The following is a 21,296-nucleotide window of genomic DNA, read 5'->3' as shown; positions in this document are numbered from 1 at the left end:
CGGGCGAAGAACACCATTGAGGGAGCGGTCAAAACTTTCAAGACACAATTTTAATATAAACTTTTTTCGGCGATATCTATTGGTTTCTTTCATCCATTGCGGACATAGCCTCGTCCGTCAACCGCTTTTGTCACTCCGGGGAAATAAAATTAGACCCGTCCTAAAATTAAATTAGTCTAAAAATAGGATATAAAATTTTATCTTTATAAATCCTAAAACCTACCTTATATAGGTTTTGGGTATTTTAGAGCATAATAAATATTGTTAGAGTTCAAAATTTAAAAATCCTATTTTTTGTCTCTAAACTATCATCAACTATACCAAACCCTTATTGCTCCGTTGATTGAAGACATATAGCCAGGCTTGAAAACCCTTGTACAGACTGGGTTATAAATTTCAGGACAAGTCTATTGAGGCTAAATGATGAAACCTAGATTTAGTGAGAAGATTAGCGATCGCAAATTAATAGAAACTTCCAAACAAAGCTCTATAGGTAAAATCCTGTCTGGGCAGGGGTTACAGATTATTATCTGCCGAAGGTGACAGAGGGTTAATGCTGGACTGTTATACCTTGCCGCTGTCCTCAGTACCTTTCCATTTTGGTGTCAAGGCGTACTACGGAGCCAAGCGAGACTGCGCGATGAACCTGCTTGGCAACGGAATTTTGTCATGATCGCACCTTGGCTGATCATTGCATTGACGCTTGTTACAGCGATCCCCGACCTGGTAAATCACAACTGCGCGACGGAGGCGATCGCCAGAGCATCTGTAGGGCTACTGCAAACCCAGAGGAAAGTCTCCTGGTTGGACTCCTGGTAGACCTAGAGCGCCACGGACTCGTTATCCCATTGTCAAAAAAGCTTTTACCAAGCCTAAGAAAGTATCTAAAAATACTGCTTAACTGCTTTTAATCTCTTTTATTGCTCTGGTTTTATTTTATTGTTCGATATGCAGACAATTGCTTCAAATGTCGAGCTATTTTTGCTTGCTTTAGTCTAAACTGCAGTACTTCTTCAAGAGCATTTTTCCGAAATCGCCATTTTTACTTTTGTAGGTTTACCATGATTAGAGTCAAGCATATGAGTAAAAACATGCCTGAGAACTTCATAAAAGAGGAAGTTGAACGTCTTTACGATCGTATTCGAGCCAAGATAGAACACGAAGACAACCTTGTCAATCAGAGAATAATGTGGATGATTACTTTACAGGGGCTATTATTTATTGCCTACGGCTTTTCCCTTAGTGCTGAAGCCACTTCATTGTCTGTTTCAAGCTCCGATAAAATGTCGTTTATTTCGACATTAACAATACTACGTCAGGCAATGGTTGCGCTGGGTGTTGGATCATCTTTTGCTACATTACTGGGTGTGATTGCTGCTCATCGAGCAATTCGTGATGATGAACATACCTTACGCCGTGGGCAAGACAACTCTAAATCTGATCTAAAAACTTTTCCGAATCCGATTGGACGACGTGTCACGAATATAATAGGCATGATCTGTGGTTTAGCTTTTCCATTCCTTGGCGGAGTAGTTTGGATGTGGATAGGAAGATTGTTACCTAATCCTTTAATTGTTGTTATTGCGCTTGTTTTGATATTTGTTATGGGCATAGTTATATGGCCATTCATTGACTTTAAATAATTTCTATTTGAGCTTATGTCCAGAATTGTTAATCATTTGTTTACAACCATGTCTAACAAAGGCGTGCACTCGAAACGGAAGTTTACGCTATCGGTTATGATGCAAGGATTATCGTCCTCCGGTGACGCGCCATCCGTTAGACCGCTAGACCTCGGTTAGGACAGTACTGTAAGATTGCTGGTGAGGTGAAGAATCAACTGAGATTTATACCCGGAGTAATCATCACGATTATGATCACTGGCACTCATTGGGGAATCCCGGTTGGTCGTACCAAGATGTATTACCCTATTTCAAGAAATCTGAGAACCAGCACTGCGATGCCGACGCATACCACGGAGTTAATGGAGAGTTGAGCGTAACCGAAGGTGGTAGCAAAGTCGGTCAACAACTCTAGTAGGATTGATTAGCCTACGTTTGAGGGGTGTTGCACACTAAGACATTTATAGATAAGACACTACAATCCTTGTAATTGCCATGAATCGCATTCTTACAGCATCAGAACAGTTGATGTGGTTGTCATACAACAACAGCCCGGAAAATGTTACCTTGTCGGCGACCATTAATGGGTCATTTACAATTGAGTTATTAACTGAAGCTTTGGCTTGGCTACAACTGAGGCATTCTCGGTTAAGAGTAAAAATAGTCATTAATAATCAAAATCAGCCACAATTTTCCTTAGAAAATGTTCCACCTATTCCACTACGAGTAATTGAGCGGCAAGGAGAAGAACATTGGTGTTGGGAGATGATAGAAGAATTACGTCAGCCTTTGAGTTGGAACAAAGAGCCACTGCTACGCGTATTGTTGCTGCACTCACCTGATATTTCTAACCTAATAATTACTTTTCATCATTGCATTGGTGATGGTTTATCAGGAGCTTATCTGATCCGAGATATCTTGCAATTTATTGGTGAACCAGACAGCCCTCGTGAGCTTTTACCAGACTTGCCTCCTGTTGATGAAATTATCCCTAATGCGACAAAAAATTGGGTTGAGGAAGATTTAGATAGTTCGATAGAATTGAAATCTATATTAACAACAACTTATCGAAATAATCAGGGAGTAAATACTTTAGAAACATTTCCCATTCGCCTGTTTCGTTGGACGCTATCTCCTTGGGAAACTACCAAGCTTATAGCTCGCTGTCGAGAAGAGAAAACTTCTGTTCACGGTGCTTTATGCGCTGCATTTTTTTTAGCGATCGCTGCTGAAATCAAATCTCATAATGAGATTATTCTCAAGTGTCTTACTCCAATAAATATCCGTAACTATTTAACAATTGATGTTGGCAAAAATCTGGGAGAATACATTACTCGACAAGTCACGGCTCATCGATTAAACCAAAAGACCGATTTTTGGGATTTAGCACGTGAAGTTAAATATAAGCTCAATCAATTGGTAGCAGACGGAAAAATATTTGACGATGTACTAAAAGCAAGAGCCTTATTGTCTAGTAATTCTAACAAAGGTGAGGAAACTTTAGATGCTAGAGATTTAGGAGGAATAGATATTGTAATTACTAATTTGGGGAATCTAAATATTAAACAGGAGTTTGGAAATTTACAGCTACAGGAATTTTATTTTATGGCTACGGGGGCAAAATCTCTACCACTTTTGATAAGTGTAGCAACACTTCAAGATAAAATGTGTTTTCTTTGTCGTTACCAAGAGTCTCTTGTGCCTGATGCAAACGCCTACAACATAAAAAACACAGCTATGGAACAATTGCTTACTGCCCTTGTAGAAGTTGGGTAGCAAATGCTACTCTGATATCTAAAAAAAGGCTAGTTGGTACTCCCAATCGGTCGGCATCCACGCTGAGTTGAAGCAAAGCATCACAGATCCTAGAGGCAGACCGTCCAACCCAGCACGGGTGCTGAATGACACATCTGAATCCCGTGAGCGACACATAAGTCCCGCCATCCTTTCGACCAGCGATCATCGTTGGCAATGTCCGCGCAGGTGACGTGCTTCTACTAGAAACAGTGTCATCTACATCATCGCATTTGCACAAGAGCTAGGAAAATTTCTTTTCATTAATGGTCTAGAAATTTTTCTGGTGCTATTTTTTTTAGCATAATCTCGATTGGTTTTCCGGCTGCTGCGTGGTGGTTCGTGGAACAACAATCCGAGGAACTACCGTTCGGCGAATCGCAACAGGAACGCGCGTGACAATAGGAACAACAACGTGGGTTTTCGGGTTGTAGTTGCTGCTCCCCTCAGCACTCTTCTGCTGTCAGAACTGATGAATGGGAATTTATCGGGTGTACCCAAGAAGAGTCCAGACCTACTCCAGTGAGGTTGGTAACAATCTCCGAATATAAAACCGGGTCGGATAGCTTGGTAGGCTGCGAGGTCGAACAGTTGTCCGACTCATCCCATTTATTTATCATTATGATGGATGAGTAAGTTGGTAGTCAGGACTTTAGTCTTTGATTTGAGCGCTAAAGCGCTCACTACAAACTCAGCAAACTTGACAGACTACTAGAAAATTTTACAATTTCTGTTGCAATCATAGTTACGCAAGTTTACCTTGTGGAAAACTTGTGGAAAAACTCAAGTAATTTTCCACAAGGTAATTATACTTAATTAAGTTTTACTAGCAAAATTTCAAGTTTTCCACAGATACATCCACAAAAAGTAAGATTTTCCCACAATATAAGTTAAATTTAATCAATTTTTATCCGTTATTTAATATTCTTGACTAATTATTCAGCCGTTAATGCTAATTATCAGAGTTGTGGTTGTGGAAAACTTCAAATACATCTTCAGGATGGTTTTTGAGAACGGCCAGTACCGCAAGGCGGAAGTCACGCATTCACGCATAATTGTATCCTAAGCTTTTGCGCTATTTTGAATGGTATGTTTATTTACGCTGTGATGTACTAGTCATATTGATGCGATCGCTCAGTTGGCGGATTGTTTGTGCTAAAGTGCGATCGCTCTGGTGGAGTTGGGTAATTTTATCGCAACTATAGATTACTGTTGTATGGTCTTTACCACCAAACTCCTCGCCAATTCTCGGCAAACTCAGAGATGTGTGTTGGCGCATGAGATACATTCCTATTTGACGCGCCCAGCTAATCTCTCTTCGTCGTGAGTTACTTTTGAGATCGTCTATTGAAACATCAAAATTATCCGCTACAACCTTTAAAATTGCTTCTGGGGTAGCTGCCATTTTTTCGTTGGGCGGTTCTAAAACTGGTGTGATATTTTCTACCGTCATCGGTAAGCCCCAAATAGAAATATAAGCTACCGCCCGAATTAAAGCTCCTTCTAATTCTCTAATATTAGAAGTATAGTTAGAAGCAATATACTCAATCACGTCGCGGGGAAGACTAATATTTTCATCCTCAGCTTTTTTTTGCAAAATTGCCATTCTAGTTTCTAAATCCGGCTTTTGGATATCTGCGATTAACCCCATAGAAAACCGAGAACAAAGCCGTTCTTGCAAGCTAGGAATCTGGTTAGGAGGACGGTCGGAAGCAATGACAACTTGTTTACCAGCTTCATGTAAAGTATTAAAAGTATAAAAGAATTCTTCTTGGGTGTATTCCTTCCCTTCAAGAAATTGAATATCATCAACTAATAAAACATCGGCGGCTCGATAATGCTCTCGAAAACTTTGCATACTATCTTTACGAATCGCTGTAATTAAATCATTAGTAAACTGCTCAGTCGAAACATAAAATATTTTACAATTAGGCGAAATTTCCCAGCGATAGTGGCCAATAGCCTGCATGAGATGAGTTTTACCCAAACCTACGCCACCGCATAAAAATAAAGGATTAAACTCTTTACCTGGAGATTCCGCAACTGCCAAAGAAGCAGCGTGAGCCATCCGATTGTTAGCACCAACTACAAACCGTGAAAAGACATATTTAGAGTTTAATTCAGTAGTTTTATGATTGTGATTAGGAACAGCTTCAGAAATACTGCTAGGATTTGGTGATTCACAAGAAACCTCTCGTTCACTCAAATGAGAAACTTCATCACCTTGAGCAACAGTAATGTAAATTCCTACGGGATGACCCAGAATATCTTGTACCACATGAGCAATGGTATTGATGTAATACTTCTGTAACCAATTACGAGCAAATGGGTTAGGAGTACGGATTACCAAGCAATTATTTTCTAATCGCTCTGCACTAGCAGTTTTGATCCAAGTTTCAAAGGTGGGCTGGGATAGTTCAAGCTGTAGGCGCTCTAGTACCTGACTCCACAGACTTTCTATGGGAATTTCCATTATCCACCACCCTTGCTGCTAACCGTCACAATAGAAGAGAAAGCACTAATTTAGCATCCAGACACGCTAGACCTAGAATAAGCTTTTAAGTTGTAATCATTTTGGGACATACCCGGTAGGCAAGATCCTAACACCAGTGATTGATATGGAGAAGCAACGACAGATGAAGACAACAAACCATGATTTAGCGCCCAAAAAGATTAATACCAGGGGTTTACCTCACAGGTTGTGGATGCTCTCATCCGGGGTAGCAGTGGTGTTCCTGGGGAGCTGCTCTCTTTTACCTGCTAAAACCTTTGAGACTCGACAAAGCCAGACCCAAGCCCAAAGGACAATAGAACCCAATCGGGTAATTGTCCCCCCGCCAATTATCTCTTCGTCTGAAGATCCTAATTTTGTGGTAAAAGTAGTGCAAAGTGTGGGGACTGCGGTAGTTCGCATTGATTCTTCCCGCACAATCACTTCTCGCGTACCAGACGAATTTAACGATCCATTTTTCCGGCGGTTTTTTGGAGATGGTGCGCCACAGCCTAGACAACGGGTAGAGCGGGGTAGCGGCTCTGGATTTATCATTAATTCTTCAGGTCAAATTTTGACCAATTCTCATGTGGTAGATGGTGCTGATAGAGTGACTGTCACACTCAAAGATGGGCGGACTTTTGACGGTAAAGTACTGGGTGAAGATGCGGTAACGGATGTAGCTGTGATCAAAATTGATGCTAATAATCTGCCAACCCTAGCTGTGGGTAATTCCGATGCTTTGCAACCAGGAGAAGCAGTCATCGCCATTGGCAACCCGTTAGGCTTGAATAATACCGTCACTTCTGGGATTATTAGTGCTACAGGTCGTTCTAGTAGCGATATCGGTGCTAGCGACAAGCGGGTTGATTACATCCAAACGGATGCTGCAATTAACCCTGGTAATTCTGGTGGCCCATTGCTTAATGCTCGTGGCCAGGTAATTGCGATGAATACAGCTATTATCCGAGGCGCTCAAGGTTTGGGATTTGCTATCCCCATAAACACTGTGCAAAGAATTGCCCAAGAATTAATTGCTAACGGGAAAGTGGATCACCCTTATTTGGGTGTTCAGATGGTGACACTGACACCAGATATTAAAGAAAGAATAAAAGATAAAGCAGGCGATCGCTTAAATCTTACAGCAGATGAGGGCGTTTTGCTGGTTGATATAGTCCCGCGATCGCCTGCATCGGTGGCTGGACTCCGAGTCGGTGATGTGATTAAAAGCATTAATAACCAGCCTGTTACTAAAATTGAAGAAGTACAAAAGCTAGTAGAAAATAGCAAAATCGGTACTAATTTACCAATAGAAGTGGAACGCAATGGGCAAACTGTCCAAGTAGGAGTCCAACCTGCTCCTTTGCCCGTCAGACGTGAGGGATGATGTTAGTCATTAGTCATTAGTCATTAGTCATTAGTCATTAGTTATTAGTTTGCTTCCCCTGCTCCCCCTGCCTCCCCTGCCTCCCCTGCTCTCTCATCCCCTACTCCCCACTCCCCACTCCCCATTACCCATTACTTAAAGGAGTTTTATCATGAGTGAATTAGCGCCAATAATTCAATTAGGAAATCCAACATTACGCCAAAAAGCTGCTTGGGTTGAGAATATTCAGGATGAGCATATCCAAAAGTTAATTGAAGACTTAATCGCTACTGTTGCCAAAGCTAACGGCGTGGGTATTGCTGCGCCTCAAGTAGCACAATCCTATCGTTTATTTATTGTGGCTTCTCGTCCTAATGCCAGGTATCCCAACGCCCCGGAAATGGAACCTACTGCTATGATTAATCCCAAAATTATTTCTCATTCAACTGAAGTTGTCAAAGATTGGGAAGGTTGTTTAAGTGTTCCAGGAATTAGGGGGTTAGTTCCTCGATATAAAGCTATTGAAGTGGAATACACTGACTGTCAAGGCGAGTTACAAAAGCAAAAATTAACCGATTTTATCGCTCGGATTTTTCAACACGAGTATGATCATCTCGACGGTATCGTATTTGTAGATCGTCTAGAAAACACTCTCGATATGATTACTGAGCAGGAATATCAACAACGAGTAGTTAATAAATAAATGGGAGTGGGGAGTGGGGAGTGGGGAGTAGTGTATTAATTACGAATTACGAATTATTTAAACGTGTGCTTCGCAAACCTGTTCGCCCCGCCACAATTGATACAATCGCGTGGCTGGCATCGTCATATATAAAACATCGCCAGCACTGAGCTTAGTTTCTAATAAATCCCAGCCGTGAAGGGTTTGGTGATTTGTCTCTACGTACAAAGGTACACAGTCAGCAGACATAGCTACATCTTTGACCCACTGACCACAAAAGACATGTGAAGGTGTAATCACAGTTGCAAAAGCCACCCAAAGACTATCGGCTGTAATGCCATTGCCGAGGATGCGTCCCCCTAGCGCAGCAGCAGCAAAAGCTGGGGCTGCTAGTTCAGCCGGACTCAGTACCGCCTCGAAGCCAAATAGCTGTTGCGCTATGCCAGCAAAATCGGGATCGGCATAATGAACAATCACCGGAATGCTTGGTGTCAGTCCCTTGGCTTTGAGGGCAATTTCCAGATTGGTAGCATCATTGCTAGTAACAGCAAGCACTGCGGCGGCAGAGTCTATATTGCTGACTTTGAGTATTGTGCGAAAGCTGGCATCACCCTGAATTACGGGGATACCCAGTTCGCGGGCAGTGTTGATATATTTGTTGTTAGAGTCGGGTTCAACTACTACAACTTCATATCCACTGGCGTGAAGTTGCTGGACAATTCTCACCCCAATACCACTCAAGCCACAGACAATGTAGTGATATCGCTGGGGAATTCGGGCTGCATCCCAAAATTGCTTAAAGCGGCTTCCTAAGACAAAATCGGTGAGCATGGCATACCAAATACCAATCACCACTGCTCCAATCAGCATCATCACAACAGTAAATAACTTAATACTGTTAGGAGCATTTTCTACTACTTTGTCATTACCACCGGCTCCCGTAATCATGCCGACAGAAAAATATAGAGCATCGACAGGAGACAAACTCAACTCAGCCGACATATAGGTGAATGTAGCAATCAGAATAACTGCCAATAGTACAATAGCACCCACCACTACCGATCGCCCGTGTTCCTGAAACTGCCTAAAATTGGTTAGGGCTTTCAGCAGTTTTTTAATCAATGATCTGCGGGGGGAACGGATACGAGGTTGTGTACCAATAATTAAGCGATCGCCCACTTTGATTTCTTGTCCAGATATTACACCTGACACCAAATCCATCTCACCTTCTACTGGCAAGTAATAAATTAGCATCCGCGATCGGTCTTCCCACAATTCACTCAGCTTTAAACCCCTCCAGAAGTGGTTTTCATCGATGTATTCTTCGTGAATTGGCCAAGTTTGCTGAAATAATTTGATTTGTCCGATCGCTCGGTTTCCCATTGCTGCAAAGGTGAATACGGGTGCTGCTAATCCTACAACACTCATACTCAAGTGATCTGGCAAACTTTGATCTAGGCGTTCCCCCAAATTTGTATTATAAAAACGGTTGATAATCCGAATCTGGGGATTCAGCACCCGCGCTTGCATCATAATAGACAAATTCAGAGCATCTTTAGATCCAGCGATGACTAAAGTGTGTGCCTGTTGAATTCCGGCTGCTGTTAGGGTAGCAGCTGCTTGTAAATCGCCAACAATCACATCCCCTGCTGTTTCGCCAGGGATAGATTGGTGATGAATGCCAACAACGAAGGCTCCCTGGTGTCTCAGCAAACGAAAGGTTTTATATCCGGTACGTCCTAAGCCACAAACAATAATTCGGGGTTTCATGAAACGGCAGCATCTTTTACAGGTAGGGCTGCATTTCTAGTTATTTATCAATATTGTTGCCCGCTTTCCTAGAATATAACTGTAGCTGACAACACGATTGTTTCAATTGGAGGCAGGGAGCATTTTTGCTTCGTTGCTATCCCGCCTTGGAATAAATTCCAAGGCTAATAGCTAAAGTCCTCTCAAGAGGACTAAATACAAGAGTTTAAGCCATATAGATAGTTTTACTTTGTAAAAACGAAAATTTCAGTCCACGCTTAGTGGAGTTTAGCTATGAGCCGCCGAACTTCAGTTCTGGGCGGGCTATCGGGTGAGCGCCAATACCGTTCGGATAAGCAGGGGAGGCTCTTGAGGCTCTTGAGGCTCTTGAGGAAAGAAGGTTATTGTTCAGCAATTCTTCTCTCAAGAACAGCTTCTCTTCTCCCCCTGCTCAAGAACAGCCTGCCTCAACCAAAAAATTCCTTAACCGAACGGTATTGGGGTGAGCGCAACACTTGGACTGTTACAAAAATGTGCCTAACGACAAGCCCTATAAGGTTCGGGGAGTAAAATTCAAAGCCTATCTCTTAAAAGGAGATAGGTAACAGTATATTGCATACATGACGCGTAGCGGCTTCCCGCTCTTTACGAGCGATCGCTCACTAACTCCTCAAATAGGAGAGTTTTTCTAGGTAGGGTTTCAACAGCCAATAAAATAATATAGAAAAATATGGGAATTTTTGTAGGTTGTGATACGCTATCTGCTTGAGAAGTGTCGAGGAACCGAAAATGACTAAGCTGCGCGTGGGGTTACTGTTTGGCGGTCGTTCGGGAGAACATGAAGTTTCAATCAAATCAGCACGGGCGATCGCTAAAGCCTTGAGTGCAGAGCAAAATGCTAATAAGTACGAAATCCTGCCTTTTTACATCCAAAAAGATGGACGCTGGCTAGCCGGAGAAGCACCCGAAAAGGTTTTAGAAACCGGCACTCCGCTATTGGAAGCTGAACAATCAACATCTGTTGGAAATCTGACATCCAACCCTCAAGCCCAAACCCTGAGTAAGTGGCAATCTCCCTCTCAAGTTGCCCAAGTAGATGTTTGGTTTCCCATTCTCCACGGCCCCAACGGTGAAGACGGGACAATTCAAGGGTTACTGACTTTGATGCAAGTCCCCTTTGTGGGTTCTGGGGTGTTGGGTTCGGCATTGGGGATGGATAAAATTGCCATGAAAATGGCCTTTGAACAAGCGGGATTACCACAGGTAAAATACAAAGCGATAACTAGAACGCAAGTTTGGTCTAATCCTTGCGTGTTTCCGAAACTGTGTGATGAAATTGAGGCAGCATTAGGTTATCCCGCTTTTGTCAAGCCTGCTAACTTGGGTTCATCAGTGGGTATTGCCAAAGTGCGATCGCGCCAAGAATTAGAAGCCGCTTTAGATAATGCTGCCAGTTATGACCGAAGGCTGGTTGTAGAAGCTGGTGTTGTAGCGAGAGAAGTCGAGTGTGCCGTTTTAGGTAATGATCAACCCCAAGCCTCTGTCATTGGAGAGATTACTTATGACAGCGATTTTTATGACTATGAAACTAAATATACTGAGGGTCGGGCAGATTTACTGATACCTGCACAGCTTCCAGATGCGATCGCTCGTCAAATTCAGGACATGGCTTTGCAAGCTTTTGCAGCCGTTGACGCTGCGGGATTAGCAAGGGTAGATTTTTTCTATGTGGAAGCGACACAAGAAGTTTTGATTAACGAAATAAATACCTTGCCAGGCTTTACTGCCACTAGTATGTATCCCCAACTCTGGGCCCATAGTGGAGTCTCCTTTCCAGAATTAGTTGATCGGTTAATTCAACTTGCGATCGAAAGGCATTCTCCTAGCTGACAGAGAAAATAACCGAACTGATTTTAGATTATTACGCCGAAAAGTCACAATAAATACAGAACTTTGACAAAAGTTAGGCAGATTTAGTAGCATCTATTTTACAAAAAAAGCTACTTAAATCTGAAATTTTGTTACGGATACCTGATGCTTAACTCCTCCAGTACAATTTATGGACTAGAGGGGTACAAATCTGAAAGTAATCATGGAAAAAAGTCAGAGTGTACAGCGCGAGCGAACCCAACTAAGAGGGGCTACTCCAGAGCTGACAAACAGGAAATCGAGATTAAAACAAAGCTCGAACGTTCTGATATATCTGGTTGCACATCATCCTTGGCTATTGTTGACTGGGTGTTTAGCCATGTTTTTGGGTGGTGGTGCTTTTGCCCTGTATAGCTTAGGTAATGCTGGACAGGTAACACAAGAAGAACCAGAAAAAATCCCAGTTATAGTTGAAGAACCAATCAATGCGCCCTCTGAGAATAGCAATCCTACACCTTTATGGATGGTGGCTGCGATCGTCCTCAGTTGTGGTAGTGGTTGCTTGCTCATTTTCCGAATGCTCACCTGGACAAAGCAACCGCAGAAAGTCCAAAAACTAGTTAACCGTCATCAGGCAGGCTTGGCACAGAACCATTATCAAAGATTGGAACCTCGCCCTCCCAAGAACCAGCCAATCTTTGTGCCACAGTCACAACTGATGCCCGTTATGCAGGTGCGACCTAAAACAAAACATCTGGTGACGGTTCTGCCAGCAGAACACAAGCACCACTTGGATACGCGCACAGAATCTTTAGCAGACTTAATGGATCTTCGTAAAGATAGTTCATTGTCTGCAATTTTACGCCAGTATTAAATTTCCTGTAAAGCAAAAACCTGTCAAAATAATATTTTTTGCGAATAAAGGCACGGTTATACCGTGCCTTTACTAATATGAGGATAATAGCGGTTCTCCGGTGCAACCTCACCCCGGATTTGCTGAACGTAAACACTAGACCTCTTGCATAAATCAAAAATAAAGAACCCCACCCCGCATTTGAGTAAAGCAAACGCTCCCCTCCCCAAAGCATCGGGGAGGGGTTGGGGGTGGGCTGTTAGGGGCTTAAGAGGTCTACTCTCTTCTCCTTAGCCTATGGTGTACGCACAAGTCGAAAAATTATCTAGCCATACTCACCGACATCCCGCCCAGAACTGAAGTTCAGGGCTGATAGCTGAAGTCCACTCAAGTGGACTGAATTGATCATTTAGTCCACTTGAGTGGACTTTAGTTATGAGACTCGGAATTCATTCCGAGGCGGGATAGAAACGCAGTGCAAGATTTATTTATAAAGATATGGCTGCGGCAAGACTTGTGTGTACACGATAGCCTTAGCATTGAGAGGGGTTGGGGGTGAGGTTCAAGAACGTGCTTAAAAAATGATATTGGTGAAAAGCAAAGGAGTTACTCGACGCTGAAAAAGCAGCAGTCTGTCCGGTTAAACTGATAAGGATAAAAGTAGCAGATCAGGCAGTGAATAACATAGTGCGGTTAGTTTTGACAGCAATATTGCTGGTGCTAGTGACAGCTTGTGGCAGTATCGGACTGCTACCGACTAGAGAGTTAGTGCAAAAAGCGATCGCACTTGGGCTAGAGCAAACTCAACAAAAACTTAGCCAGCAGTTGGATCTAAATTTTCAAGGATTTGAAATCAAGCGGCTATCAATTACCCAGGAACAACCCCTAACCATTGAAAATTTACCAGCTTTCCATGTTCGGGGAACCTACGACTTGATTGTAAAGCTACCAAAACGGCGCTTGACGCAACCAAAAAAACCTTTTGATGTTTACCTGCAAATTCAGCAAGAAGGCAAAACCTGGCGATTGCTACTTCCAGAAAAGGTTAGTAAAAATACTCAACCAATTTGGCGTAGTTATCTCATCCAATAGCTGCTATGTGCAACTAGAAAAACCATCACAATCATTTCTGTTACTACTTTCCCCAAAAGAGTAGCAAAGATAATCAACCTAATTGGCGTAGCTATCTCATTGAGAAGCTGGTGTGTGCAAATAGAAAAACCATCACAATAATTTCCGTATAACTGCTGGGGCATAGTCATGATCGAGGTATAGTTTCACCGGAGACAGGGTAAGATGTATATCAACTTTTTCATCAGTTCCATTGCTGGAATTGTGTTTGTGGTGCTAACAGCTTTTGGCTTACTGCAATGGTTACACATCCCTGCTGGTAACTTTCTTGATTGGGTGATTGGTGGTGCAAGCTTTTGGTGGCTGTTGGTAATTGTTACCGTCCCGTGGAATGTGCATTTTCAAGCAAAAGAAGTCTTAGCAGAAGCAGCACAATCTAAAGAGAAAGGAATTCCAGTCGATGAGAAACAAGTGAAGTATGTCACAGTGTTGGCAAAGCGATCGCTCTGGGTTGCCATTGCTTTACACTTATTCTCAGCCGTTGGTCTTTATACTCTTGCTGCCACTGGTATTAGTACAGTTGGATATATAAGTTCTGGTGCAGCTTTGTTATTAACAATTCTGCGTCCAGCGATTCGGGCGTATGAGTATTTATATGCGCGGTTAGCGATGATTCGCCAAGAATGGAAGTATCCCCGCGAAGATATTATTGAACTGCGCGATCGCTTCTCTATATTGGAACAAAAAATCCAGTCATTCGAGGAGCAACTTAACCCAGAACAATCTTATTCATTACCCGCAACTCAACAACGCTTTGCCGAAGAAACTCGCAAAGATTTAGCCCGAATCGCGGCTAACTTAGAAGAATTACGGGCGACAAATCAAACTGAACATGAGCGTTTGGCGAGAGAAGCACGAACTGCGATCGCGCAACTTTCCACCGACGGGCAATTTCTCGATCATGTCCGCGAAATTATTCGATTTTTTAAGACCGCTTAATTATTCCTCATGTTCGCCGATTAACTAGGGTAGCGCTAGCTTGGTCAACAGGCATCAGCACAACTTCATTAATATTCACATGGGGCGATCGCGTGACACAGAAAAATATCACATCAGCCACATCATCTGCTGTCAGGGGCGTAACTCCCTGGTAGACTTTGTTGGCGCGTTCAGCATCTCCGTGAAAGCGCACATTGCTAAATTCCGTTTCTACCATACCAGGGTCAACGGAAGTTACACGTACCCGCGTTCCCAAAAGGTCTTGTTTTAAACCTTCAGAAATTGCCCTTACAGCAGCTTTGGTAGCACAGTAGACATTACCACCGGGATAGGTTTGATGTCCAGCAATGGAACCTAAATTTACCACATGACCGCGATCGCGGCTTACCATTCCCGGAACGACATAGCGGGACACGTAAAGTAAACCCTTAACGTTAGTATCAATCATGTCTTCCCAGTCTTGAAAACTGCCTTCGTGCAACTTGTCTAAACCACGACTTAGACCAGCATTGTTAATAAGAATGTCGATGTTAGACCAGGCAGAGGGTAGAGTAGAAATGGCTTCTTCTACAGCGTTGCGATCGCGCACATCTACTTGTAGTAAATAAATTTCAGTACTAAAATCTTTACTCAGAGTATCTGCTAGCTGCTGCAAACGTTCTAACCGTCGTGCTGCTAAAATCAGTTTTGCACCCGCACCTGCGAAGATTCTCGCACAAGCAGTACCGATACCACTACTTGCACCAGTGATCAAAATGATTTGATTTTCTAAGGAAGTCATTAGGATAGTTAGGAGTGAGGAGTTAATAGTTATGAATTATGAATTAGTACAAGTTTCATCAGATTCCTCTCCCCGTGGAAACCCCTGCATTTATGCATGGGGGTAAGGGGTAGGCGATTTCAATCGCCGTCAAAGTTGTTTTAAAATGCATAATTGTATCCGTCCTTTTTGTAAATTGTTTTGCAAGTCTTGTGACTAACTCCTTGAACTAATCCATTTCTACTAGATATATTGAAACTACCAGTAGTTCTAACTGCAACTCTTCCAACATATTCACCAACTTTTTTACCCTTAGTGACAACAGCTTTTATAATATCTCCAGTCTGAAATCCATTAACGAATTTAAATCTAGGCACATATCTATTCGGAAATCCAAATTTATCCGTTCTGCATGATTGTCTAGTGCCGTGACCATTAGCGGTAATCAGTAATGGTTTAACACATGAGATATTTAAAATTGGGGTTGACTTACCAACGCAAGCAGCATCTAACCAGTGCGTTTTTTCTAATTTTTGTTGACTACGATTAAACTTGGTCAAACCTCCTGAGCCTGCTTCTACTGGCAAGCCCGTTGTTTTTAGAAGCGCCAGCAATGCAAATCTAGTTGTATTAACTGCGGCTGCATCAGCTAAGGGTCTTTTTACTTGTGCCAAAATTTTTGATAATTTTGTTGGGTCAAGTTTCAGAAATTCTTTGATATCCTTAACTCCTTTCTTGACGTTACATTTTTCACAACTTAGCGTTAAATTTGTAATTGAGTTAGAACCTCCCCTAGCTCGTGGATGAATGTGTTCTACTTGAAATGGAACATCCTTTGTACCACAATAAACACATTGTCTATTCCATTTTTCTAGCAAGTACTCACGGGTTTCGTAACCTGCCAAAGTACCTTGTTGATATTCCTTCCCTTGGATATCAGGATTACACATTAGCTGCATATCAAACCTGACTAATTCCTGACTGATTGCTGTAATTGGTGTAAGTTTACGTAACCTCTCAACCCAGGTTTTTATATTCTCGATACGACTCTGTAAGCTAGGGGCTAACCACCCTTCTGGACGAGTTCTATTCAAAAACCTTGGTCGTCTGTAACGAGTTTTGCGATTTCTTCTACTACGTCTTAGTTGTCTTCTAGCATTTATTGCGTCTCTGATTGCAAAACCTCGGTGCTTCAACTCTGCTGCAAATACAACTTCTCTAGTAGCATCATTAACTAACGCTATTCCTGTGAATTTTGCACCTGGGTCGATCTTTAATCTCAGTGGTTGAACTGGAGAATCGAGCCGAGATTCTTTTAGGATTAAAGTGAATGGAAAACGCCGATAAACTGCTGCAAATCTATTTCTTAATAAAAGTCTTGCCTGTGCTGAGTGAATTGGATCTAAAGATTTTTTATTAGTGTCGATTAATAGAACTTTGCACATAAGTGCCTCCTTTCGGGTAATGTTAGCTTTGACAATGTTAGAGGTCGGTAACTATCCAAACAGCACTTCCTTAACCCTTGTACAGATGTTTAACTGTTTAGTTATAGAGCAAGGAACTAGCTTCGCATCCCTTGGTATGTTCTTGAACTCTTACCTCTAACGTAGTTCAGTTAAGAACTTAGTCTGGTCAGATTAGGGCTTGAAAAGCCCCCGGCTTTAGCCGTGGGGTGTCTGACAATTTATCATCACTTGTCTATAACTCCTAACTCCTGGACAGACGCGATTAATCGCGTCTCTACTCCTAACTCCTGGACAGACGCGATTAATCGCGTCTCTATTTCTTCACCACTTGCAGGCGCTGAGTGACCATCGTCATCCCATTACCCCGCAGGATGACAGCAGAAACCCATTGGCTACCAGGGGTAGATGGTGCTTGTCCCGTTTTAAACAGTCCGCCAGATGTTAGTAATTGCAAATCTACGGATGTAGGGTTGAGAAATTTATCTGCTTGAATGGGTTCCTCTAGCGCTGCTCCTAATAGAAAATCATCACCAAGTGGCTCTTGAACGATCGCATCAAAATTATACTTCTGACCAACTTGTACCTGCTCTGGTAATTTAATATCAATTTGGGGCGGCTTGCTGCCAGAGGTAAGTTGGGTGCGTTCTGACAAAATATCTTGGCGGACTATTTTTCCGCCTACAATGCGCTGACGCGATTTAATCGTGGCATTGAGAGCCGAATTATTACTGTTACCGGAGGGTAAGCCAGTTATCTTCGTTTCTGTTTCGGCAATAATCCCATTGCCTTCAGATTTTGAAGATAGTAGTTTTGTACTGTATTGCAACTTGGGATATCGTTGCCAAAGTGAAGTCAAAGACTTTTCCAGGGTTTGCAGGTTTAATCCATCGCCATGAGTGAAGTTGGGGCTGTAGAATTGCAACACCCCTTTAACATCGCCTCGGCTGGCGGCTGCATCAACTTGTGTCAGCAGGTTTTTCAGATCGGCTGGTGCATTTTGAACTGTACCAGCTTGAGCTAATTGCTGTGGTGTCGCCGCTTGAGTGCGTTGCCAACCACTTGTTAAACCAAGGGTTAGCAGGAACGAAACCAGCCAGATACTAGCTGGAAATCTGAGTTGTCGTCTCCCTAAAGCGGTAATAATGTTTGTCATTGGTTAAGAGTTTACTGATTTGATGAGAGAAAGTAAGGAAATTGTTTTATCTTAGTTAAGCTAGACGCTAAACGGTAGAGGTTTGATGGCAAACGCACCGATACGATTATTAATAGCTGCCAGTGGGACTGGTGGACATTTGTTTCCAGCGATCGCACTGGCACAAAAATTGCCAGATTATCAAATCGAATGGCTGGGAGTACCCAATCGGCTAGAAACTCAACTTGTCCCTAAAGAGTATCCCTTGAATACTATTGCAGTTGAAGGGTTTCAGCAAGGGTTTGGACTCTCCTCGATTCGCATTTTGGGTAAACTCGCTGGTTCGATTATAGAAGTCAGACGAATTTTAAAACAGGGGAATTTTCAAGGGGTGTTTACCACAGGGGGTTACATTGCCGGGCCAGCCGTTATTGCGGCGCGTTCCCTCGGTTTACCCGTGGTTTTTCACGAATCTAACGCAATACCTGGTAAAGTAACTCGCTTTTTTGGCCCTTGGTGTAGTGCGGTAGCCTTGGGATTTGAAGTAGCTGCTAAGTATTTGCCTCGTGCTAAAAATGTCTACGTTGGTACTCCAGTTAGAGCGCAATTTCTCGATGGGGCAATTGATGCACCTCTCGATTTAGCTATTCCTGATGGTGTTCCTTTAATTGTTGTCTTTGGTGGTAGCCAGGGGGCAGTTGCAGTCAATAAGTTAGTACGCGAATCTGCAAACGCTTGGTTTGATGCTGGTGTATATGTAGTACATTTAACTGGCGATCGCGATCCAGAAGTGGATAGCCTCAAACATCCACAGTACATAGCCTTACCTTTTTACAACAATATGGCAGCGTTGTTGCAACGAGCAACTCTTGCCATTAGTCGTTCTGGTGCTGGTAGCTTGACAGAATTGGCAGTATGTGGAACGCCAGCGATTTTGATTCCTTACCCGTTTGCCGCAGAAGATCATCAATCTTATAATGCAGACGTATTTACTTCATCTGGTGCGGCGTTAACACTGAAGCAGTCAGAGTTGACGGCACAAATATTGCAAAGTAATGTGTTGAATTTGTTGCAATCACCGGATGAGTTAGCAAAGATGGGGGAAAAAGCAAAAGCGATCGCAGTTCCCGATAGTGCCGAAAAGTTGGCGCAGTTAGTGCGTGAGGTGATAGAAAGATAACCTTGATTATTTAGCATTAAAAATTTATTTTCCCAGTTATGAATATCTTATCCAGCCAAAAATTTCGCTTCACAATAGGTTGTGCTGCCTTATTGATTGTCGGTTTAGCCAGTAGCCATCTATATACTCAGTCAAAAACTAAACAGCTAGCCCAACAAGATCAGTTTTTTACTCAGCAAGAAAATTTTAACCCACTTGAATCACAGATTTACTTCACCTCAAATCAAGTTTCTGATCAACTTGATTTGAGATTTAAAAATTCTTTAATCACTCAACAAACATCTGATGAGATTATAGGCAAGCAAAATGCTTTTTCATCTCAACAGGATTTGTTAGCCGCATCTGCACCCTATCCAGTTGTCGATGAGTTCAAAAAATATAAATTTAGTATTAATGGCAGCCAGGTTATTACTCCAGTCAAACTGCCAATTAGTAAGGTCAACTTCAATCAAAGAGATTTATTAACTGTTCTTGTTAATACTAGAAAATATTTTCAAGATTATAGTTCAGAAGACCCAGATATTCTACGTACAGGAATGCTTGCTACTCAAGGGGTCACTGTGCCAGATGTCCTCAAGACGTTAGATTTCATGATTGCTGTCTTAAAAGAGGATATTGCTAATAATCGAGCTACTCGTTTACAAGACCCCAAGTTTATCAATTCCAATTTTCGAGTTATTAAATGGACTGCTTATAATCCAAAAGACAAAAAACAAAAGCAATTAAGAATTACCAAATATGCAGTATTTACTCACTCCGGCTCTCGCAAAAAAAACTCTACTTTTAATACACCAATTTATAGCTTAAAAGATAACTCTAATAAAAATACTTTTTACACCAAATACACAAAGCAGGATGTTTTGTCTGGTATTTATGAACCAGGCGGTAAAGAATTTGGAAAAGTTAAAAGTCTTGCTTATCTAACTAGAACTGGGTTAGAAGAAGCGTTGATGCAAGGAACCATTCTAATTAACTTTACAGATGGTTATAGGGCATTTTTTAATGTAGATAGAAATAATGGAATGTCTTATATTCGCGGATTAAAGGCAACAGCACAAAAGCGTTATTGGTATTTTAGAGAGGTTGATGCCATTAAAGGCTATGGATACAAAATAGATGCAAAAATTTCTATTAAACCAGGAGTAACCTTTGCTGGAGATGTGCTGAATATTGGTTTAGGTAGAGTGATTGTTATTGAGCATACTAAAGGTGGCCGCAAACATCTGCAAATGGGAGTTATGGCTGATACAGGCGGAGCCTTTTTACCCAATCTTTATCAACTCGATTTTTTGGCAGGTATTTTTAAGAGTCAAAAAGAATTTAGGCAGAATATCAGCCAATTGCCGGAGTACGCTACAGCATATTTTTTAGTAAAAAAGTAAGGGACTTCCATAGGACTTACGCAAAAACCCTCTCAAACTCTCATTCCTCCGTGACGCGCCAGTTGCTTCAAGTCTCTTAACCGCAAGGGCGCACTGGCTTCTCTGCGCCCTCTGTGGTTCGTTTTCCGTTACTCGTGCGTAAGTCCTAGTTTATTTGGATAATTTATTTCTTAGAAATCCCTAATGCATTGACTTGATGTCAAAAATCTATGTACGGGTCAACAATTCTAAGTTGTGGCCATCGGAGTCATAGAAATAGAAGCCACGACCTTCGTTCCAGTGGTTAATTTGTCCTTTATTTTCATGCATGGGGTCGCTACTGTATTCAATACCTGCCTCTTTCACGCGGGCAAAAATTGCATCAAATTCTTCATCACTGACATGGAACGCATAATGATGTTGCTCAAACGCTTCAGCGTCGGCGAAGTCGAGCGTCAATGAATCATTTATATGCACAGCAGCGAAGTGACCAACGGGAACCTCAACCTCTAAACCAAAAATTTTTGCAAAGAACCTTGCCGATGCTTCCTTGTCGTATGCGGGCACTATGGTGTGATTTAGAGTAATTGTCATGTCACACATTCCCTCCTAATTTCGGTAGTAATCGATATCAACTCTCTATCCAGAGTCGATAACAACAATGTTCCTTTTTAATTTTATCTTTTCAGCGCTGACACCAAAGTAAACATATCTAAATTCTGTGTTCAATATATTTGAAACACCCGCAAACACTTAACTTAACCCTTAAATAAATAAAGCTAATATGTTATATCAGCTTTCCTGAAGTAATAAAACTTGATTAAATTTTGTAAAGCATTGTAAAGTAGATTCACAGGCAAAGACAAAACCGCCTGATTATAAAACAACTAACCGCACTTAT

At 42.0% G+C, this 21,296-nt stretch carries 18 protein-coding genes and 1 pseudogene; 13 read left to right on the top strand and 6 right to left on the bottom strand.

The features are described 5' to 3' along the window. The first annotated feature begins 650 nt into the window (after window positions 1-650). The 5 genes and pseudogenes from LC586_RS34100 (at window position 651) to LC586_RS40435 (ending at window position 3,942) form a co-directional block, all read left to right on the top strand. Entirely contained in the window at window positions 651-911 is a 261-nt protein-coding gene (locus LC586_RS34100) for a hypothetical protein (protein ID WP_229489915.1), read from the top strand. 150 nt (window positions 912-1,061) lie between these two features. Beyond that, window positions 1,062-1,643: a hypothetical protein gene (locus LC586_RS34095; RefSeq protein WP_229489913.1), complete on the top strand. Its 582-nt coding sequence runs from the start codon at window positions 1,062-1,064 to the stop codon at window positions 1,641-1,643. A gap of 202 nt (window positions 1,644-1,845) precedes the next feature. Next, window positions 1,846-2,031: pseudogene (locus tag LC586_RS34090) on the top strand (GMC family oxidoreductase N-terminal domain-containing protein); the annotation flags it as partial. A gap of 86 nt (window positions 2,032-2,117) precedes the next feature. Further along, complete coding sequence (locus tag LC586_RS34085; RefSeq protein WP_229489912.1) at window positions 2,118-3,398, top strand: phthiocerol/phthiodiolone dimycocerosyl transferase family protein; 1,281 nt, start codon at window positions 2,118-2,120, stop codon at window positions 3,396-3,398. A 331-nt stretch (window positions 3,399-3,729) separates the two neighbouring features. Further along, window positions 3,730-3,942: an SUMF1/EgtB/PvdO family nonheme iron enzyme gene (locus LC586_RS40435; RefSeq protein WP_233715779.1), complete on the top strand. Its 213-nt coding sequence runs from the start codon at window positions 3,730-3,732 to the stop codon at window positions 3,940-3,942. Between the two features lie 567 nt (window positions 3,943-4,509). On the opposite strand, the gene dnaA is transcribed toward LC586_RS40435, so the two are convergent. Further along, on the bottom strand, window positions 4,510-5,889 hold the full coding sequence (gene dnaA, locus LC586_RS34075) for a chromosomal replication initiator protein DnaA (RefSeq protein WP_229489911.1): 1,380 nt from the start codon (window positions 5,887-5,889) through the stop codon (window positions 4,510-4,512). Between the two features lie 163 nt (window positions 5,890-6,052). Between dnaA and LC586_RS34070 the strand changes: the two genes are divergently transcribed. Both LC586_RS34070 and def read left to right on the top strand, forming a co-directional pair. Then, window positions 6,053-7,294 (top strand): HhoA/HhoB/HtrA family serine endopeptidase, encoded by a 1,242-nt coding sequence (locus tag LC586_RS34070; protein WP_229489918.1) that lies wholly within the window; start codon window positions 6,053-6,055, stop codon window positions 7,292-7,294. 151 nt (window positions 7,295-7,445) lie between these two features. Then, complete coding sequence (gene def, locus LC586_RS34065; RefSeq protein WP_229489910.1) at window positions 7,446-7,976, top strand: peptide deformylase; 531 nt, start codon at window positions 7,446-7,448, stop codon at window positions 7,974-7,976. Window positions 7,977-8,033: 57 nt separating this feature from the next. Here the strand turns inward: def and LC586_RS34060 are convergent, their stop codons facing one another. Further along, window positions 8,034-9,725 (bottom strand): NAD-binding protein, encoded by a 1,692-nt coding sequence (locus LC586_RS34060; protein ID WP_229489909.1) that lies wholly within the window; start codon window positions 9,723-9,725, stop codon window positions 8,034-8,036. A gap of 768 nt (window positions 9,726-10,493) precedes the next feature. Between LC586_RS34060 and LC586_RS34055 the strand changes: the two genes are divergently transcribed. The 4 genes from LC586_RS34055 (at window position 10,494) to LC586_RS34040 (ending at window position 14,496) form a co-directional block, all read left to right on the top strand. Then, window positions 10,494-11,594, top strand: coding sequence for a D-alanine--D-alanine ligase family protein (locus tag LC586_RS34055; protein ID WP_229489908.1), 1,101 nt, complete (start codon window positions 10,494-10,496; stop codon window positions 11,592-11,594). Window positions 11,595-11,796: 202 nt separating this feature from the next. After that, window positions 11,797-12,447, top strand: a complete 651-nt coding sequence (locus LC586_RS34050; RefSeq protein ID WP_229489907.1) for a hypothetical protein — start codon at window positions 11,797-11,799, stop codon at window positions 12,445-12,447. A gap of 663 nt (window positions 12,448-13,110) precedes the next feature. Beyond that, on the top strand, window positions 13,111-13,518 hold the full coding sequence (locus tag LC586_RS34045) for a hypothetical protein (RefSeq protein WP_229489917.1): 408 nt from the start codon (window positions 13,111-13,113) through the stop codon (window positions 13,516-13,518). 204 nt (window positions 13,519-13,722) lie between these two features. After that, a complete protein-coding gene (locus tag LC586_RS34040; RefSeq protein WP_229489906.1) occupies window positions 13,723-14,496 on the top strand; it encodes a hypothetical protein in 774 nt (257 codons plus the stop codon). Between the two features lie 7 nt (window positions 14,497-14,503). On the opposite strand, the gene LC586_RS34035 is transcribed toward LC586_RS34040, so the two are convergent. The 3 genes from LC586_RS34035 to LC586_RS34025 form a co-directional block, all read right to left on the bottom strand. Continuing rightward, entirely contained in the window at window positions 14,504-15,277 is a 774-nt protein-coding gene (locus LC586_RS34035; protein WP_229489905.1) for an SDR family oxidoreductase, read from the bottom strand. A gap of 140 nt (window positions 15,278-15,417) precedes the next feature. Continuing rightward, a complete protein-coding gene (iscB, locus tag LC586_RS34030; RefSeq protein ID WP_229489903.1) occupies window positions 15,418-16,701 on the bottom strand; it encodes an RNA-guided endonuclease IscB in 1,284 nt (427 codons plus the stop codon). 334 nt (window positions 16,702-17,035) lie between these two features. Next, window positions 17,036-17,875 (bottom strand): DUF8623 domain-containing protein, encoded by an 840-nt coding sequence (locus LC586_RS34025; RefSeq protein WP_229489902.1) that lies wholly within the window; start codon window positions 17,873-17,875, stop codon window positions 17,036-17,038. Window positions 17,876-17,960: 85 nt separating this feature from the next. Between LC586_RS34025 and murG the strand changes: the two genes are divergently transcribed. Next, a complete protein-coding gene (gene murG, locus LC586_RS34020; RefSeq protein ID WP_229489901.1) occupies window positions 17,961-19,034 on the top strand; it encodes an undecaprenyldiphospho-muramoylpentapeptide beta-N-acetylglucosaminyltransferase in 1,074 nt (357 codons plus the stop codon). Window positions 19,035-19,072: 38 nt separating this feature from the next. Then, window positions 19,073-20,416 (top strand): hypothetical protein, encoded by a 1,344-nt coding sequence (locus LC586_RS34015; RefSeq protein ID WP_229489900.1) that lies wholly within the window; start codon window positions 19,073-19,075, stop codon window positions 20,414-20,416. Between the two features lie 207 nt (window positions 20,417-20,623). On the opposite strand, the gene LC586_RS34010 is transcribed toward LC586_RS34015, so the two are convergent. Beyond that, on the bottom strand, window positions 20,624-20,989 hold the full coding sequence (locus LC586_RS34010) for a VOC family protein (protein WP_229489899.1): 366 nt from the start codon (window positions 20,987-20,989) through the stop codon (window positions 20,624-20,626). Window positions 20,990-21,296 lie beyond the last annotated feature (307 nt).

The organism is Nostoc favosum CHAB5714 (genome assembly GCF_020829495.1).
Classification (GTDB): Bacteria; Cyanobacteriota; Cyanobacteriia; order Cyanobacteriales; family Nostocaceae; genus Nostoc; species Nostoc favosum.
The sequence above is the reverse complement of the archived record's forward strand: the minus strand, read 5'-3'. Positions and strand labels throughout refer to the sequence as shown.